The organism is Streptomyces sp. NPDC051180, assembly GCF_040689545.1.
Taxonomy (GTDB): Bacteria; Actinomycetota; Actinomycetes; order Streptomycetales; family Streptomycetaceae; genus Streptomyces.
Genome location: NZ_JBFBBC010000019.1, coordinates 94,017 through 109,950, shown reverse-complemented (window position 1 = coordinate 109,950; position 15,934 = coordinate 94,017). Strand labels below are relative to the sequence as shown.

The 15,934-nt window shown below is 71.7% G+C and carries 14 protein-coding genes and 1 riboswitch; of the genes, 2 read left to right on the top strand and 12 right to left on the bottom strand.

All coding sequences use genetic code 11. The features are described from left to right. Window positions 1–139: 139 nt before the first annotated feature. A complete protein-coding gene (gene mnmA, locus AB0424_RS27595) occupies window positions 140–1,285 on the bottom strand; it encodes a tRNA 2-thiouridine(34) synthase MnmA (protein WP_366309262.1) in 1,146 nt (381 codons plus the stop codon). Window positions 1,286–1,346: 61 nt separating this feature from the next. Here mnmA and AB0424_RS27590 point away from each other — a divergent pair, with 61 nt between their 5' ends. Further along, window positions 1,347–2,027: an N-acetylmuramoyl-L-alanine amidase gene (locus AB0424_RS27590; protein ID WP_366309261.1), complete on the top strand. Its 681-nt coding sequence runs from the start codon at window positions 1,347–1,349 to the stop codon at window positions 2,025–2,027. On the opposite strand, the gene AB0424_RS27585 is transcribed toward AB0424_RS27590, so the two are convergent. The 11 genes from AB0424_RS27585 to AB0424_RS27535 form a co-directional block, all read right to left on the bottom strand. Continuing rightward, entirely contained in the window at window positions 2,020–3,183 is a 1,164-nt protein-coding gene (locus tag AB0424_RS27585; protein ID WP_366309260.1) for a cysteine desulfurase family protein, read from the bottom strand. The genes AB0424_RS27590 and AB0424_RS27585 overlap by 8 nt on opposite strands. A 100-nt stretch (window positions 3,184–3,283) precedes the next feature. Next, window positions 3,284–4,138: a thioesterase family protein gene (locus AB0424_RS27580; protein WP_366309259.1), complete on the bottom strand. Its 855-nt coding sequence runs from the start codon at window positions 4,136–4,138 to the stop codon at window positions 3,284–3,286. Window positions 4,139–4,160: 22 nt separating this feature from the next. Next, window positions 4,161–4,838, bottom strand: coding sequence for a trimeric intracellular cation channel family protein (locus tag AB0424_RS27575; protein WP_366309258.1), 678 nt, complete (start codon window positions 4,836–4,838; stop codon window positions 4,161–4,163). A gap of 385 nt (window positions 4,839–5,223) precedes the next feature. After that, complete coding sequence (locus AB0424_RS27570; RefSeq protein ID WP_366309257.1) at window positions 5,224–6,411, bottom strand: dipeptide ABC transporter ATP-binding protein; 1,188 nt, start codon at window positions 6,409–6,411, stop codon at window positions 5,224–5,226. Window positions 6,412–6,419: 8 nt separating this feature from the next. Next, entirely contained in the window at window positions 6,420–7,523 is a 1,104-nt protein-coding gene (locus AB0424_RS27565) for an ABC transporter ATP-binding protein (RefSeq protein ID WP_366309256.1), read from the bottom strand. Then, window positions 7,520–8,518 (bottom strand): ABC transporter permease, encoded by a 999-nt coding sequence (locus AB0424_RS27560; protein ID WP_366309255.1) that lies wholly within the window; start codon window positions 8,516–8,518, stop codon window positions 7,520–7,522. The genes AB0424_RS27565 and AB0424_RS27560 overlap by 4 nt, the downstream gene beginning before the upstream one ends. A 114-nt stretch (window positions 8,519–8,632) precedes the next feature. Further along, complete coding sequence (locus AB0424_RS27555; RefSeq protein ID WP_366309254.1) at window positions 8,633–10,396, bottom strand: ABC transporter substrate-binding protein; 1,764 nt, start codon at window positions 10,394–10,396, stop codon at window positions 8,633–8,635. Window positions 10,397–10,506: 110 nt separating this feature from the next. Further along, on the bottom strand, window positions 10,507–11,544 hold the full coding sequence (locus tag AB0424_RS27550; protein ID WP_366309253.1) for an ABC transporter permease: 1,038 nt from the start codon (window positions 11,542–11,544) through the stop codon (window positions 10,507–10,509). Between the two features lie 352 nt (window positions 11,545–11,896). Next, the gene (locus tag AB0424_RS27545) at window positions 11,897–12,688 is read right to left on the bottom strand and encodes an enhanced serine sensitivity protein SseB C-terminal domain-containing protein (RefSeq protein WP_366309264.1); all 792 of its coding nucleotides are present in this window, start codon (window positions 12,686–12,688) and stop codon (window positions 11,897–11,899) included. A gap of 103 nt (window positions 12,689–12,791) precedes the next feature. Continuing rightward, on the bottom strand, window positions 12,792–13,532 hold the full coding sequence (locus tag AB0424_RS27540; protein WP_366309252.1) for an enhanced serine sensitivity protein SseB: 741 nt from the start codon (window positions 13,530–13,532) through the stop codon (window positions 12,792–12,794). Between the two features lie 120 nt (window positions 13,533–13,652). After that, window positions 13,653–14,315: an AAA family ATPase gene (locus AB0424_RS27535; RefSeq protein WP_366309251.1), complete on the bottom strand. Its 663-nt coding sequence runs from the start codon at window positions 14,313–14,315 to the stop codon at window positions 13,653–13,655. A 158-nt stretch (window positions 14,316–14,473) separates the two neighbouring features. Then, a riboswitch (glycine riboswitch) is annotated at window positions 14,474–14,573 on the top strand. 160 nt (window positions 14,574–14,733) lie between these two features. Between AB0424_RS27535 and gcvT the strand changes: the two genes are divergently transcribed. Next, window positions 14,734–15,858 (top strand): glycine cleavage system aminomethyltransferase GcvT, encoded by a 1,125-nt coding sequence (gene gcvT / locus AB0424_RS27530; protein WP_366309250.1) that lies wholly within the window; start codon window positions 14,734–14,736, stop codon window positions 15,856–15,858. The last annotated feature ends 76 nt before the right edge of the window (window positions 15,859–15,934 follow it).

Below are 15,934 nucleotides of genomic sequence, written 5' to 3'. Positions count from 1 at the left end.
CCAGTACGAGCACTTCCACCCGGCACACCGAGAGCACGCACCAGACGCCGCAGGGCCGCCCTTCGGGCAACGAGGGGATTGTGACGACAGGCCCTGGGGCGACACCCCCAGCGGCGGGGCTCCCGGGCCTCCGGGGGCGTCAGGCGGTCGCCGGTGCCGTGGTGGAGCGGGTCGTTGTGGCGATGGTGGCGGAGCCGACGACGCGGGTGCCGTCGTAGAGGACGATCGCCTGGCCGGGGGCGACGCCGCGGACCGGCTCGTCGAAGGTCACGGTGAGCCCGCCGTCGACGAGGGCCGCCGTCACCTCGGTCTCGCCGCCGTGGGCGCGGAGCTGGGCGGTGTAGCGGCCGGGGCCGTCCGGGGCGGTGCCGCACCAGCGGGGCTTGATCGCGGTGAGGCCGGTGACGTCGAGGGCCTCGACGGGGCCGACCGTCACCGTGTTGTTCACCGGCGAGATGTCCAGGACGTAGCGCGGCTTGCCGTCGGCGGCCGGATGGCCGATCCGCAGCCCCTTGCGCTGGCCGATGGTGAAGCCGTACGCGCCCTCGTGGGTGCCGACCTTCGTCCCGGTCTCGTCGACGATGTCACCCTCGGCCCTGCCCAGCCGGGAGGCGAGGAAGCCCTGGGTGTCGCCGTCGGCGATGAAGCAGATGTCGTGGCTGTCCGGCTTCTTGGCGACCGCGAGTCCGCGCCGCTCGGCCTCCGCCCGGATCTCGTCCTTGGTGGTGAGGGTGTCGCCCAGCGGGAACATCGCGTGCGCCAGCTGCTTCTCGTCCAGCACCCCGAGGACGTAGGACTGGTCCTTGGCCATGTCGGAGGCCCGGTGCAGCTCGCGCGTGCCGTCCTCGTGGAGGACGACGGTGGCGTAGTGGCCGGTGCAGACCGCGTCGAAGCCGAGCGCCAGCGCCTTGTCGAGCAGCGCGGCGAACTTGATCTTCTCGTTGCAGCGCAGGCACGGGTTGGGCGTGCGGCCCGCCTCGTACTCCGCGACGAAGTCGTCGACGACGTCCTCGCGGAACCGCTCGGCGAGGTCCCACACGTAGAACGGGATGCCGATGACGTCGGCCGCCCGGCGCGCGTCGCGCGAGTCCTCGATCGTGCAGCAGCCACGGGCGCCGGTGCGGAAGGACTGCGGGTTCGCGGAGAGCGCGAGGTGCACGCCGGTGACGTCGTGGCCCGCCTCGGCGGCGCGTGCGGCGGCGACGGCGGAGTCCACTCCGCCGGACATGGCGGCGAGGACCCTGAGGGGGCGGGTGCGGGGGTGCGGGGGCGGCGTCTGAGTCATAGCCCTACCAGGGTACGGGTCGCCGGGAACCGGGGGCGCGTGAGTAAGCGTTCTCCGTGGCATGGGGAGCAAGGGGAAAGGCAAGGACGCGTCCGGCCGGCGCGTGGGGCGACGGGCGGTGCTGCTCGGCGGCGGCGCGGCGGTGGTCGGGGTGGCAGCGGTGGCCCGGGACGACCTGGCGCGGTTCTGGTGGCGGCTGCCCGGCATGGAGAGGAAGCGGGTCGAGGGCGAGCTCGACCACAAGGGCGCCGAGTGGACGGCGGCGGCGCGGGCGAACTGGCGCCGGGCCGACCGGCCCGACGACTACCGGATCGACCGGGTCGTGATCCACGTGGTCCAGGGCAGCTACGCGACCGCGCTGAAGGTGTTCAGGAACCCGGGGCACGGCGCCGCCGCGCACTACGTCGTCCGCAAGGACGGCCACGTGGCACAGATGATCCGCGAGCTCGACGTGGCGTTCCACGCCGGCAACCGCGACATGAACGAACGCAGCATCGGCATCGAGCACGAGGGCTTCGTCGACCGTCCGCAGGACTTCACCGCGGCCATGTACGCGGGGTCGGCGCGGCTGACGGCGGACATCTGCTCCCGGTACGGGATACCCGTGGACCGGGAGCACGTCATCGGGCACGTGGAGGTCGAGGGCACCGACCACACCGACCCCGGGCCGCACTGGGACTGGGACCGCTATCTGCGGCTCGTGCGGGAGGCGTCGAAGGCGGTGCCGAGGACGGTCACGTGAGGCCGGCGGTCCGGGCGCGCTCGACGGCGGGGCCGATGGCCTCGGCGACCGCGCTCACGTCCTCCTTCGTCGAGGTGTGGCCGAGGGAGAACCGCAGCGTGCCGCGGGCGAGGTCCGGGTCGGTGCCGGTGGCCAGCAGGACGTGACTGGGCTGGGCGATGCCCGCGGTGCAGGCGGAGCCGGTCGAGCAGGCGATGCCGGCCGCGTCGAGCAGCAGGAGCAGGGAGTCGCCCTCGCAGCCGGGGAAGGTGAAGTGGGCGTTGGCGGGGAGCCGCTCGACCGGGTCGCCGCCGAGGATCGCGTCGGGGACGACCGTCCGGACGGCGGTGACCAGTGAGTCCCGCAGGGCGCCGACCTCGCGGGCGAACTCCTCGGTCCGCTCGGTGGCGAGCCGGGCCGCGACGGCGAACGCGGCGACCGCCGGCACGTCGAGCGTGCCCGAGCGGACGTGCCGCTCCTGGCCGCCGCCGTGCAGCACGGGTACGGGGGTGTGGTCGCGGCCCAGGAGGAGGGCCCCGATGCCGTAGGGCCCGCCGATCTTGTGGCCGGACACGGTCATCGCGGCCAGCCCGGAGGCGGCGAAGTCGACCGGGACCTGCCCGACGGCCTGGACGGCGTCCGCGTGCAGCGGGACGCCGAACTCGGCGGCGACGTCGGCGAGTTCCCGGACCGGCATGACGGTGCCGATCTCGTTGTTGGCCCACATCACGGTGGCCAGGGCCACCGAGTCGGGATCGCGCGCGATCGCCTCGCGCAGGGCGTCGGGGTGCACCCGGCCGTGCCGGTCGACCGGCAGGTACTCGACGTCCGCGCCCTCGTGCTCGGCGAGCCAGTCGACGGCGTCGAGCACGGCGTGGTGCTCCACCGGGCTGGCCAGGACGCGGGTGCGGCGGGGGTCGGCGTCGCGGCGGGACCAGTACAGGCCCTTCACGGCGAGGTTGTCGGCCTCCGTGCCGCCGGAGGTGAGGACGACCTCGCTCGGCCGCGCGCCGAGGGCGGCCGCGAGCGTCTCGCGCCCTTCCTCGACGGTGCGCCGGGCCCGGCGGCCGGCGGCGTGCAGGGAGGAGGCGTTGCCCGTGACGGCGAGGTGGGCGGTCATCGCCTCGATCGCCTCGGGCAGCATGGGCGTGGTCGCGGCGTGGTCGAGGTATGCCATGGTGCGTCGATTCTACGAGCCCGCGGCGGCGGCCTCGGCGGGTGGCCGGTTCACGACCCTCCCGCGGCGGGTCCCGGGGCGGCCGGGCCCCGGACGCGCGTCAGTCCCGCGGGGCGCGGGCCAGCTGCCGGGACTGGGCCACCAGGCGGTCGGCGCTGTCCCAGACCTCGGCGTCCTCCTCCAGGAAGCCGCCGGCGAGGTTGCGGGTGGTGATCGACACACGGAGCGGGCCGGGGGCCGGACGGCACCGGATGTGGGTGGTGAGCTCCACGGTCGGGGTCCAGCCCTTGAGCCCGAGCTCGAAGGAGGTCGGCGGCAGGGCGTCGACGGTCAGCAGCAGGGAGAGCGCGTCGGGCGCGCGACCGTCGGCGAGGCCGAACCACGCCCGCATCTCGCCCTTGCCGGACGGCGCGCCGACCGCCCAGCCGACACACGCCGGGTCCAGGCGGAGGTCGAGCCGGTCGGCGATGGCGGAGGACCCGGGGATCCGCGGGGCCGGGTTGTCGGCGGCGCTGAAGCAGTTCTCGATCGCGGCCATCGCCGGGGGCGTCGCGCTGGTGCGGACGTCGTCCGCGAGGGCGTCGAGGTCGCCGTAGGAGGCGAGGACGCGGATGCGCTCGACCTCGCTGCCGTCCTCGGCGTACTGGAAGAGGGACGCCTGGCCCGTGGAGAGCGTCCGGCCCGTGCGGACGGTCTCGGTCCGGATCACCGCCGGGCCCGGCACGGACGGCGTGAGGTAGTGCGCCGAGATCGTGAACGGGTCGGGGTGCGGGAGGTGGTCGCCGAGGGCGCGGCCGAGCAGGGCGAGGAGGTAGCCGCCGTTCACGGCGTGGATGATCGTCCAGCCGGCGGAGAGGTCGGCGTCGTAGACGCCGGGCTCCCTGAGGGTGACCGCCGTGTCGCGGTCGAACTCGTACGCCGCGAGGGCGGCGCTCGTCTCGGTGCTCGTGCTCATGCCTCGACGGTACCGCAGGTAATTACTGAGCGGTAGCTTTTTCGGGCTCCTCGCGCGCGGACGAACGGCGGTTCCACGCGCGCGGCGCACGCCAGTGGTAGCGCATCGCGAGCAGCCGCAGCACGAAGGCCGTCAGGACGGCCGCGCCGCTGGTGAAGGCGTTCAGCATGTCGAACCGGATGCACAGCACCACCATCGTGGCGCCCACGATCGCCGGCACCGCGTACAGGTCCCGGTCCCAGCGCAGCAGCGACGGCACCTCGTTCGCCAGCACGTCGCGCAGGACACCGCCGCCGACGGCCGTCGCCAGGCCCAGCGCGGCGGAGCTCGTCAGCCCCAGCCCGTAGTCGTACGCCTTCGTCGTCCCCGTCACGCAGAACAGCCCCAGGCCCGCCGCGTCGAACACGTTCACCGCGGTCTGCGTGCGCTCGACCTCCGGGTGCAGGAAGAACACCAGGACCGCCGCGACCAGCGGCATCACGAAGTACCCGAGGTCCGTGAACGCGGCCGGCGGCACCGCGCCGATGATCAGGTCCCGGATGAGACCGCCGCCGAGGGCCGTCACCTCGGCGAGGACCGCTATCCCGAAGACGTCGAAGTTCTTCCGGACGGCGAGGAGGGCGCCGGAGATGGCGAAGACGAAGATGCCGACGAGGTCCAGGGCGTGCTGGACATCGGGGCTGAACAGTTCGTGGAGCACCGGCCCATTGTCCCGGTCGCCCCGGGCCGCGACGTCCCGCCCCCGCGCGGACGTCGCGCTTTCCGTCACCCCCCGTTGTGGGCAACTGTTCCGCAAGGGCGGAACGGGTGGGCACAACCGTGCCACGGCGGTCAGCCCCCCCCTGCTTGGTCCACCTGGTGGGGGCGGTGTTCAGGAGCGGGGCCCTTGGTGCCTGGTGGGTGCGGGAGCCTAGGCCCGGCAAGGGGCGCCGTTCCGTTGTGCCCACCCTCCCCCAAGCTCTCGGCTTCGCGCGAGCAGGGGGGACCCCCATCGCCCCAGCGGAACGAATGCCCACAACGAGGGTGCCCGGGCATGCCGGAGGCCCCGGCCGCGGGCGGCGGGGGCCTCTTGGGCGGTGGGGACGTCACGCCTTCGGCGCGTCGTCCTCCTCGGCGGAGGCCGGGGCCTCGGGGGCGGCCTCGGCCTTGGCCGGAGCATCGGCCTCGGGCTCGGCCGGGGCCTTGGCGGCGGCCTCGGGCTCGGGGGCGGCCGGAGCTTCCGCCTTGGCCTCGGGCTCGGGCTTGGGCGGGGTGAGGTCGGTGGACTGGCGGGGCTGGGGGATGGTGAGGACGTCGGTGTTCTCGGGGTGGTGGCAGGCGACGCGCTGACCGGGGCGGAGCTCGACCAGCGGCGGCTCCTGGGTCTTGCAGAGCTCCGTCGCCTTCCAGCAGCGGGTGTGGAAGCGGCAGCCGGCCGGCGGGGCGATCGGGGAGGGGACGTCGCCGGTGAGGAGGATGCGGTCGCTCTTCGCGCCCCGGCGGCGCGGGTCCGGGATCGGGACCGCGGACATCAGGGCCCGGGTGTACGGGTGCATCGGGTTCTCGTACAGCGACTTGCGGTCGGCGAGCTCGACGACCTTGCCGAGGTACATGACGGCGATGCGGTCCGAGACGTGCCGGATGACCGAGAGGTCGTGCGCGATGATCACGTACGTGAGGCCGAGCTCCTGCTGGAGGTCGTCCAGGAGGTTGACCACCTGCGCCTGGATGGAGACGTCCAGGGCGGAGACGGGCTCGTCCGCGACGACGAGCTTCGGCTTGAGGGCGAGCGCGCGGGCGATGCCGATGCGCTGGCGCTGGCCGCCGGAGAACTCGTGCGGGTAGCGGTTGTAGTGCTCGGGGTTGAGGCCCACCAGGCCCAGGAGGCGCTGGACCTCCTTCTTCACGCCGCCCTCGGGCTCGACGCCCTGGAGCTTGAAGGGCGCGGAGACGATCGTGCCGACCGTGTGGCGCGGGTTCAGCGAGCCGTACGGGTCCTGGAAGATCATCTGGATGTCGCGGCGGAACGGGCGCATGCCCGCGACGCCGAGGTGGGAGATGTCCTTGCCCAGGAACTCGACGGTGCCGTCGGTGGGTTCGAGGAGCCGGGTGATGAGCCGGCCCATCGTGGACTTGCCGCAGCCGGACTCGCCGACCACGCCGAGGGTCTCACCGGGGTAGACCTCGAAGTCGATCCCGTCGACCGCCTTGACCGCGCCGGTCTGGCGCTGGAGAAGCCCCTTCTTGATGGGGAAGTGCTTCTTCAGGCCGCTGACCTTGAGCAGAGGTTCCATGTTGTCGCTCACAGTTTCGGCGCAATCTCTTCGGTCCAGATGCGGGTCCGCTCCTCCTGCGGCATGTGGCAGGCCGAGTAGTGGCGCTCGCCGGCCAGGGCCAGCTCGGGCCGCTGGGTGCGGGTGATGCCGCCCTTGGGGACGTCCGCGTACGGGCAGCGCGGGTTGAAGGCGCAGCCGCTCGGGATGTTGATGAGGCTGGGCGGGTTGCCCTTGACGGGGATGAGCCGCTCGGTCTGGTCGCGGTCGATCCTCGGCATCGAGCCGAGCAGGCCCCAGGTGTAGGGGTGCTGCGGCTCGTAGAAGACGGACTCGGCCGGGCCGCGCTCGACGCAGCGACCGCCGTACATCACGAGGATGTCGTCGGCGAGCTCGGCGACGACGCCGAGGTCGTGCGTGATGATGACGACCGCGGAGCCGAACTCCTTCTGGAGGTCCCGCATCAGGTCGAGGATCTGCGCCTGCACGGTGACGTCGAGCGCGGTGGTCGGCTCGTCGGCGATGAGCAGTTCCGGGTTGTTGACCAGCGCCATCGCGATCATCGCGCGCTGGCGCATGCCGCCGGAGAACTCGTGCGGGTAGTTGTCGAACCGCTTCGCGGGCTCGGGGATGCCGACCCGGTCGAGGAGTTCGACGGCCCGCCGGCGCGCCGTCTTCTTGTCCACGGGGTGGTGGACGCGGTACGCCTCCACGATCTGGTGGCCGATCGTGTAGTACGGGTGCATCGCGGACAGCGGGTCCTGGAAGATCATCGCCATCTCGCGGCCGCGCATCCGGCGGACCTCGTCCGGGTCCGCGGAGAGCAGCTCGCGGCCGTTCAGCCAGATCTCGCCGGAGATCTGCGCCTTCTGGCGGCCGTACTGGCCGACCGTGTGGAGGCCCATGATGCCGAGCGAGGTGACCGACTTGCCGGAGCCGGACTCGCCCACGATGCCGAGGGTCTTGCCCTTCTCCAGCTGGAAGCTCAGGCCGTCGACCGACTTGACCAGACCGTCGTCGGTCGGGAAGTGGATCTTCAGGTCGCGCACGTCGAGGAAGGCGTCGGACGGGGCGTCCGAGGCGGCGACCGGCTCTCCGGGCGCCGCACCCGTCTTCGTCAGGTTGTCCGTCATGCGAGCCTCACTCGGGGGTCGATCACCGCGTACAGCAGGTCCACCACGAGGTTCGCGATGACGACGCACGCGGCGGTGATGAGGGTGACGGCCAGGATCAGCGGCAGGTCACGCTCGCTCACGCCCTTGATGGCGAGACCGCCGAGGCCGTGGAGGCTGAACGCGGTCTCCGTCAGGATCGCGCCGCCGATGAGGGCGCCGAGGTCCATGCCGAAGATGGTCAGGATGGGGGTCATGGTGGAGCGCATCGCGTGCTTGCCGAGCACGACCGACTCCGGCAGGCCCTTGGCCCGGGCGGTGCGGATGTAGTCCTCGCCGAGGACCTCCAGCATGGTGGCGCGGGTGAGCCGCGCGTACATCGCCGCGTAGAGGAAGGCGAGCGTGACCCACGGGAGGAGCAGGCCGCCGAACCAGCCGCCGAAGGACTCGGTGATCGGCACGTACGAGGCGTCGACCCACTGGAGCTGGGTGCGGAAGACGAGCATCGCCAGCATGGCGGTGAAGAAGATGGGGAGCGAGACGCCGGCCAGCGCGGTGATCATCGCCGCGCGGTCGATGACGGTGCCCCGCTTGAGCGCGGAGACCACGCCGGTGGAGACACCGAGCACCAGCCACAGCACGGCGGCGCCGATGACCATGGAGAGGGTGACCGGGAAGGCGTCGACGAGCATCGTCCACACGTCCTGCTCGGTGCGGAACGAGTAGCCGAAGCACGGCGCGGCGCAGTGGATCGTGTCGCCGCCGCCGGTGTAGTCCCGGCCGACGAAGATGCCGGAGACGAAGTGCCAGAACTGCACCAGGATCGGCTCGTCCAGGCCCAGCTTCTGCCGGACGGCCTCGATGGAAGCCGGATCCGCCTGCTTGCCGACGAACATCGCGGCAGGGTCGCTGCCGGTCATCTTGGGGATGAGGAAGAAGATGCTGAGCGTCACCAGGGTGACGACGAGCAGCATCACGACGACGGAGAAGAGTCGCCGGACTATGTATGCAAGCATGCGGTCGGCCGGTCGGCGGCCGGGGTCCCCGATCGGGGACCCCGGCCGCCGCCTTCGGCCATCACCTGCCCTTCGGACCTGGCGGCGGGTGGTGCGCCGGTGGAGCGGGTCGGATTACTTGACGACGCCGAGCGACGCGTAGTCGTAGCGGCCGTTGTAGGCGTCCGCCGTGTAGACGTTGGTCAGCCGGGAGCTGCGCCAGATGATGTTCTTCTCGTGGGTGAAGGGCAGGTAGACCGCGGCCTCCGACACCTTCGTGTTGATCTGCTTGTAGAGCTCGCCGGCCTTGACCGGGTCGGTCTCCTTCAGCGCCTGGTCGAACAGGCCGTTGACGGCCGGGTCGTTCAGCTCCGAGAAGTTGTTGTTACCGCTCTGGAGGATGAAGCGGCCGTCGACCAGCGGCTGGAGGAAGCCCTGGCCCGACGGGAAGTCGGCGCCCCAGCCCATGATGATGATGCCGTAGCCCTTGTCCTTGACGACCTTCGGCGAACCGATGATGCCGGAGGTCTGGGCGCCGTCGAACTGGTCGATCTGGGCCTCGATGCCGACGGCCTTCAGCGACTGCTGGAGGGACTCGGCGGTCGCGATCTCGATCTTCTTGTTGTTGCGGACCGCGATCGTGGTCTTGAAGCCGTTCGGCTTGCCGCACTTCGCCAGGGCCTCCTTGGCCTTGGCGAGGTCCGGGGCGCCCGCGAGCTTGCCGTACGGGTCGGCCTTCGGGTCGGCACCCTTGATCGCCGGCGGCAGCATGTTGGAGGCGATGTCGCCACCGGCCTGCGGGCCGCCGCGGGCGGTCTGCAGCGACTTGGAGTCGGCCGCGTAGATGATGGCCTTGCGGCACTCGACGTTGGGGATGACCGTCTGCGGGAAGACCGCGTAGCGGATGAAGCCCGTCTGCGGGTTGTCGACGTTGCCCTTGTGCTGCTGGAGCACCTTCTGGCGGGCGGCGGCGCCGACACCGGTGGCGTTGATGTCGAGGTCGTACTCGCCCTCGACCAGGCGGTTGTCCATGTCGTCGGCGTTCGTGGTGAACGTGACGCTGATCTTGTCCGGCAGGGCCTTGCGGACGGTGTCCGTCTTGGCGTCCCACTTGTCGTTGCGGACGAGCTTGATGGACTTGTTCGGGGTGTACGAGTCCCACTTGTACGGGCCGGAGGAGAAGGGCTTCAGGCCGTACTTGGCCTTGGTGTCCTTGTCCTGGCGGACCGGGGAGGCGGCCGGCATGGCCAGCATCTGCAGGAAGTCGCCGTTGGCGACCGGCAGCTTGAAGACGATGGTCTTGTCGTCCGGGGTCTCGATCGCCTTCAGGCCGAGCTTGTCCGCGGAGGTGTCCTTGTACGGGCCCTTGTACTCGCCCTTGGGGTCGAGGACCTGCTGGAGGTAGATCGGGCCGCCGGAGATGACGTCCTGGGCCCAGATGCGCTCGATGCCGTACTTGATGTCCTTGGAGGTGATCGGCTTGCCGTCCTCCCAGGTCACCCCGTCCTTCAGCGTGAAGGTGTAGGTGAGGCCGTCGGCGGAGACCTTGCCGGCGTCGGTGGCGAGGTCCGGGACGAGCTCGGTGGAGGCGGCGCCCGGCTCGGCCTTGAAGGTGACGAGCTGGCGCGTGTAGTAGCGGGCGAAGTCCCACACGAAGCCGTAGTAACCGCGCTGCGGGTCCCAGTTGTCGGCCTCCTGCGAGCCGATGAACTTCAGCTCGCCGCCCTTCTTGTCGGAGGCGTTGGCGACCTTGTTCACACCGGCGTTGAAGCCGGCCGCGCCGGACGTGCCCTTGTCGCCGCCGTTGCTGCCGCCGCCGCCACAGGCGGTGGTGACGACCATCGTGGCCGCGGCAAGCAGCGCGCCTGCGGCGATTCTGCGCTGGGAGCTCTTCAGCATGGGTCCAACAACCTCCGGGATAGTGGCGGCCGATACGGCGGTCCGCCGATTGGGGATGGGCCTCCTGTCGCCAGCGGCAGGGGCGGGTCTTGCGTGTCGTCGGCGGACGGTCAGCGGGAGCCCTTCGGGTCGAGCGCGTCACGCACGCCGTCGCCGAAGAGGTTGAACGCCAGGACGGTGATGAAGATCGCGAGGCCGGGGATCACCATGAACAGGGGGTCCGATTCATAGGTGGTGATGGCCGTCGACAGCATCTGCCCCCAGGAAGCGGTGGGAGGCTTCACACCCGCGCCGAGGAAGCTGAGCGCCGCTTCGGTGAGGATGTTGGTGGGAATCATGAGGGTCGCGTAGACCGTGATCGGGGCGATCAGGTTCGGGAGCAGCTCGCGCCGCAGGATGTACAGGCGGCCGGCGCCCAGGCTCTGGGCGGCCTCGACGTACTCGCGGTTGCGCAGCGAGAGGGTCTGGCCGCGGACGATGCGGCCCACGTAGGGCCAGCCGAAGAAGCCGATGACCAGGACGAGGGCGGCGATGCGGACGCCGGACCCGTCGAGGCCGAGGAACTCGTTGGGCAGCACCGAGACCAGGGCGATCGTGAAGAGGAGCTGCGGGAAGGCGAGCATGACGTCCATGACCCGGCTGAGCGCGGCGTCGATCCAGCCGCCGAAGTAGCCGGCGATGATGCCGAGGACGGTGCCGAGCACGACCGCGAAGACCGCCGCCAGGAAGGCGACGAGCAGCGAGATCCGGGCGCCGTAGACGATGCGGCTGAAGACGTCGCGGCCGTTGACGGGCTCGACTCCGAAGAGGAAGTCGGAGCTGACGCCGCCCCACGAGCCGATCGGGGTGCCGAACAGCGGGTCGATCTGGTCCTCGTGGAACTCGTCGGGCGGGTGGCCGAGGAGTCCGACGATGACCGGAGCGAAGATCGCGACCAGGACGAGGAAGACGACGACGAAGGCGCCCGCGAGGGCGAGCTTGTCGCGCTTGAGGCGCGTCCAGGCGATCTTCCAGGGCGAGCGGCCCTCGATCGCCTTGGCGGCGGCACCGGGGGTGCCGGGGGTGTCCGGAATGCCGGAAGCGTCGGGCGCGCCGTCGACGGTGGCGGTCGCCTCGCCCGCACTCGTCTCGTGCAGTGGTGCCGTCATCGTGGTGAGGACCCCTCTCGGCCGCCGGTAGCCGGCCCTTGCCCGCCGCGGGTAGCGGCTCGGTGGAACAACATGCTGGGCACCTGCTCCAAAGGAGCCGAACGCCCGGTGTTCCGGGGAGTCTTCAATGCGCTTGTGATCACCCGCCAGCCCTGACGGGGAATGTTTGCTCAAACGTGATGCGGTGCTGCGACTTCCGTTATCCGGACGTCGTGATCGTGTGAGCGGACCATCTCGGGTCCTCTTCGCCGTAATCGGGCATGTCGCCCAACAGGGCTTTCGACCTCATCAATTGGGGCGAACGAAGGGCTCCGGCGGGGCCGGCGGGACACCGGTGAAGAAGGGAGGTGTCTCAGTATCCGGACGGGGCTGCCGGCGGGTACCCGTACCCCGGGGCGGGGGCGGAACCGCGGCCGGCGTGGGCCTCGCGGTCGTAGAAGGGGCGGGCGTTGGCGCGCAGCCAGAGCGCCACCGGGTCGTACGCGTCGGAGAGCGCGACCGTCGAGACGGGCAGTCCGTCGGGTACGGAGCCGATGGACTGGCGCATCATCGCGCGGACCGTGTCGACGGCCGCCGGGGAGGTGTCGTACAGGTCGAGGCCGACGACGAGGTACGGGGAGCCGAGCGCGGGCTGCACCCAGCCGCGGCGCAGCGAGCGGACCACCGGGGTGCGGTGGGCGTTCTGCGTGAGCAGGGCGTAGAACTGCGGGATCTCCAGGGCGGGCTCGGTGACGCGCAGCGGGCCCGCGGGCATCCGGTCGAGGCCGGTGGCGATCCGGCGCAGGTCGGCCCAGGGGATGCCGAGGCCGCCGCCGGGAGCGTGCGGATTGAGCCAGACGCCCCAGCGGTCGGGGTAGAGGGCGCGGGCGATCTCCCGGCCGGTGACGACCTCGTGGCCGCGGTTCCAGCCGGACGCGGCGAGCTCCTGGGCGGAGGTGACGCAGGGCGCGTAGCCGAAGCCGTCGACCTCCATGTTCCCGTACTGGGCGTCGGCGGAGCCGGCCGATCCGTGCCAGAGCAGCATCCGGAGTTCGCCGTCGGCGAGGGCGTGCAGCAGCTGCTCGTACGCGTCGTAGCGTCCGGGCGCCACCTCGCGCAGCATGCGCTCGACCTCTCCGGCCGCCGCGGTGCCTGACGCGCTCACCATGGGTCCCCGCCCCTCTTCCGTCCACCGTGTCCGCGCGGCGTGCGTGCCGCTGCCGAGTCCGTTCGGCCCACCGGCCAGTTCAGCTTAAACAGGCGCCCGCTCACACGGCGGCGCGCTGGTAGAACGGGCGCACCCGCTCCAGCATCCAGTCACCGACCGGGTCCTGCGCCATGTCGAGCAGGATGAGGTTGACCGGCCAGGCGACCTCGACGCGGCCGAGGGCCCTGCCGAGGGCGTCCAGCGGCGCGTTGCGGTCGACGCCGTCCCAGGCGGCCAGCTGGACGCCGACGAAGAGGGCCGGTTCGGTCCCCTCGACGCTGGCGAGCGCGCGCCGGGCGGTGGTGACGACGCCGGTGGCCTCGAACTCGGCGGAGGCCGCGGCGAGGAAGTCGACCGGGTCGTCCTGCCAGTCGGGCTCGAAGAGCCGGACGCGGCCGCCGGAGGCGGGGCCGTCGAGCGGGGTGCGGCCGGTGCGGCAGAGTTCGGCGACGGCCGGGGGCGGCAGCGGGACGCCGACGGTGCCGCCGGGGTTCACGGCGATGCCGAGCTGCGGGGGCAGGCCGCGGGCGAAGTCCCGGGCGGGGGCCACCGCGAAGGACATGTGGTCTCCGACACAGGCGAGGAACTGCTGCTCGGAGCTGAAGACGGGGACGTAGGCCGCGCCGTCGATCTCCAGGGTGGGGAGGTCGAGGTCGGGGCTGTCGGGGCCGCCGCCGTTGGGGAGGGGCACCCAGACCGCGCTGCGGCCCAGCACCTCGACGAGACGCCCGCCCGCCGCGGGGTTGCCCAGTGAGGCGGCGAGGACCTCTTCGAGCTCGTTGCCCGGCCACGTCACGTCCACGGTCGTCTTTCCCCTTCTCGCACGGCCTGCCGCACCGGCCGCCCGGCAGCACCCTAACGCCGCCCCGGCGCCGCCGTGGCCAAAAGGGAAGGGTACGGGCCCTTACGGGGCCGGGGGCCGTCAGACGGCCTCGCGGAAGGAGATGCGCCGCAGGGTGTCGGCGGCGGCCCGGTCGAGGAGGGTCACGGAGGCGCAGCCGGGCGGGAGGCTGCCGGACTCGGCGGCCCGCAGGAGCCGGCCGACGGCTCTGCGGTGGCGCGCGAAGGCGTAGGCGGAGACGCCGCGGCCGCGGGCGTGCTGGCCGGCCCGGGCGGTGTCCGGGGTGACGTCGAGCAGGACCAGGTGGAGAGCGCGGCCGCGGCGGCGGGCCTCGCGGGCGAGCCAGCCGCGGACCCAGGACTGGGTGCCGCAGTCGTGGACGGTGACGCTCGCCCCGGAGCGCAGGGCGCGGCGGAGGCCGGCGTAGTGGGCGAGCCGGACGAGGGGGCGGTAGACGGCGTACGGCAGGAGGCGTGGCATGCGGGCCTCCCAGCGCTCGCGGGCGTCCTGGGAGTCGATGCCGTGGCCCTCGGCGGCGCGGCGCATGAGGGTGGACTTGCCGCTGCCGGGGAGTCCGGAGACGACCACGAGGTCGCCGGCGGCGAAGGTGAGGGCGCGGGGGCCTCGGCCGCCGCGCTCGCGCAGGTCGCGCAGGAGACGGCCGCGGCCGCGGGTCCGGGCGCGGGCTCGCTGGGACGGTATGCCGGTGCCGGTCGCGTACGCGCCGGTGTGCTGGATCCTCATCGCTCCCCCAGTCGGGTCTCAGGAGACCTGAGGAGACCCTTGCCCAAGAAGTGTAAAGAAACGGTAATGGCACACAAGCGATTTGCCCCGCCGACACCGCGTGCAATGATGTGCGCGCCAGGCGCGCACAGTCGCCACACAATCGCATACCGGCCGCTCGAATCCGCGCGGGAGAGTTCCGGACAGCCGAGTGCGTCCGGACGCCGAAGGAGCAAGACCCTCCCTTGAATCTCTCAGGCCCCGTACCGCGCGGATGAGGCAGATCTGAAAAGCGGGACACCTCGCGTGTCCCCACCCAAGGTGCAAGCCGAGGATGCCCTCGGTGAACCTCTCAGGTTCCATGACAGATGGGGAGGACGTCCTCGCCCGTCATGTGTTTTCGTCACCGATCACGCCCTTGGGACCCGGGAGCCACCCCATGACCACTGCCCCCCGTCTGACCGCCCTCGATGCCCTGCATCGTTCGCTGGGCGCGACCATGACCGACTTCGCGGGCTGGGACATGCCGCTGCGGTACGCGAGCGAGCGAGAGGAGCACAACGCCGTCCGCACGCAGGCCGGCCTCTTCGACCTCTCCCACATGGGCGAGATCACCGTCACCGGTCCGCAGGCCGTCGAGCTCCTCGACCACGCCCTGGTCGGCAACATCTCCACGGTGGGCCTCGGCCGCGCCCGGTACACGATGATCTGCCAGGAGGACGGCGGCATCCTCGACGACCTGATCGTCTACCGGCTGGGCGAGACGGAGTACATGGTCGTCGCCAACGCGTCGAACGCGCAGATCGTCCTGGACGCGCTGGTGGCACGCGCGGAGGGCTTCGACGCCGAGGTCCGCGACGACCGTGACGCGTACGCCCTGATCGCGGTGCAGGGCCCCGAGTCCCCCGGCATCCTGAAGTCGCTCACCGACGCCGACCTGGACGGGCTGAAGTACTACGCCGGCCTGCCGGGCACGGTCGCGGGCGTGCCCGCGCTGATCGCCCGCACCGGCTACACCGGCGAGGACGGCTTCGAGCTGTTCCTGAAGCCGGAGCACGCCGAGGGCGTGTGGAAGGCGCTGACCGAGGCGGGCGCCCCGGTCGGCCTGATCCCCTGCGGCCTCTCCTGCCGCGACACGCTCCGCCTGGAGGCGGGCATGCCGCTGTACGGCCACGAGCTGACCACCGCCCTGACCCCCTTCGACGCCGGCCTCGGCCGCGTCGTGAAGTTCGAGAAGACGACCAACGAGGGTCGCTTCGTCGGCCGTGAGGCGCTGGAGAAGGCCGCCGAGCGCGCCGAGTCCGCCCCGCCGCGCAAGCTGGTCGGCCTGGTCGCCGAGGGCCGCCGGGTCCCGCGGGCCGGCTTCTCCGTCGTCAAGGACGGCGTGGTGATCGGCGAGGTGACCTCCGGCGCCCCGTCCCCGACGCTCGGCAAGCCGATCGCCATGGCCTACGTGGACGCGGCGCACGCCGCTCCGGGCACCGAGGGTGTAGGTGTGGACATCCGTGGCGCCCACGAGCCGTACGAGGTCGTCGCGCTGCCGTTCTACAAGCGCCAGAAGTGACGCATCCGTCTCACTCCGCGTCTCACCCCGTAAGACCCACGTTCATCAGTACTCCCCCGATCCAGGAGAATCAGGT

Excerpts from the sequence above, each read along its gene's own strand:
- AB0424_RS27585 (WP_366309260.1), bottom strand. The coding sequence starts at position 3,183 with ATGGCATACCTCGACCACGCCGCGACCACGCCCATGCTGCCCGAGGCG.
- AB0424_RS27560 (WP_366309255.1), bottom strand. The coding sequence starts at position 8,518 with ATGCTTGCATACATAGTCCGGCGACTCTTCTCCGTCGTCGTGATGCTG.
- AB0424_RS27590 (WP_366309261.1), top strand. The coding sequence starts at position 1,347 with ATGGGGAGCAAGGGGAAAGGCAAGGACGCGTCCGGCCGGCGCGTGGGG.
- AB0424_RS27550 (WP_366309253.1), bottom strand. The coding sequence starts at position 11,544 with ATGACGGCACCACTGCACGAGACGAGTGCGGGCGAGGCGACCGCCACC.
- AB0424_RS27580 (WP_366309259.1), bottom strand. The coding sequence starts at position 4,138 with ATGAGCACGAGCACCGAGACGAGCGCCGCCCTCGCGGCGTACGAGTTC.
- mnmA (WP_366309262.1), bottom strand. The coding sequence starts at position 1,285 with ATGACTCAGACGCCGCCCCCGCACCCCCGCACCCGCCCCCTCAGGGTC.
- AB0424_RS27570 (WP_366309257.1), bottom strand. The coding sequence starts at position 6,411 with ATGGAACCTCTGCTCAAGGTCAGCGGCCTGAAGAAGCACTTCCCCATC.
- AB0424_RS27535 (WP_366309251.1), bottom strand. The coding sequence starts at position 14,315 with ATGAGGATCCAGCACACCGGCGCGTACGCGACCGGCACCGGCATACCG.
- gcvT (WP_366309250.1), top strand. The coding sequence starts at position 14,734 with ATGACCACTGCCCCCCGTCTGACCGCCCTCGATGCCCTGCATCGTTCG.
- AB0424_RS27555 (WP_366309254.1), bottom strand. The coding sequence starts at position 10,396 with ATGCTGAAGAGCTCCCAGCGCAGAATCGCCGCAGGCGCGCTGCTTGCC.
- AB0424_RS27565 (WP_366309256.1), bottom strand. The coding sequence starts at position 7,523 with ATGACGGACAACCTGACGAAGACGGGTGCGGCGCCCGGAGAGCCGGTC.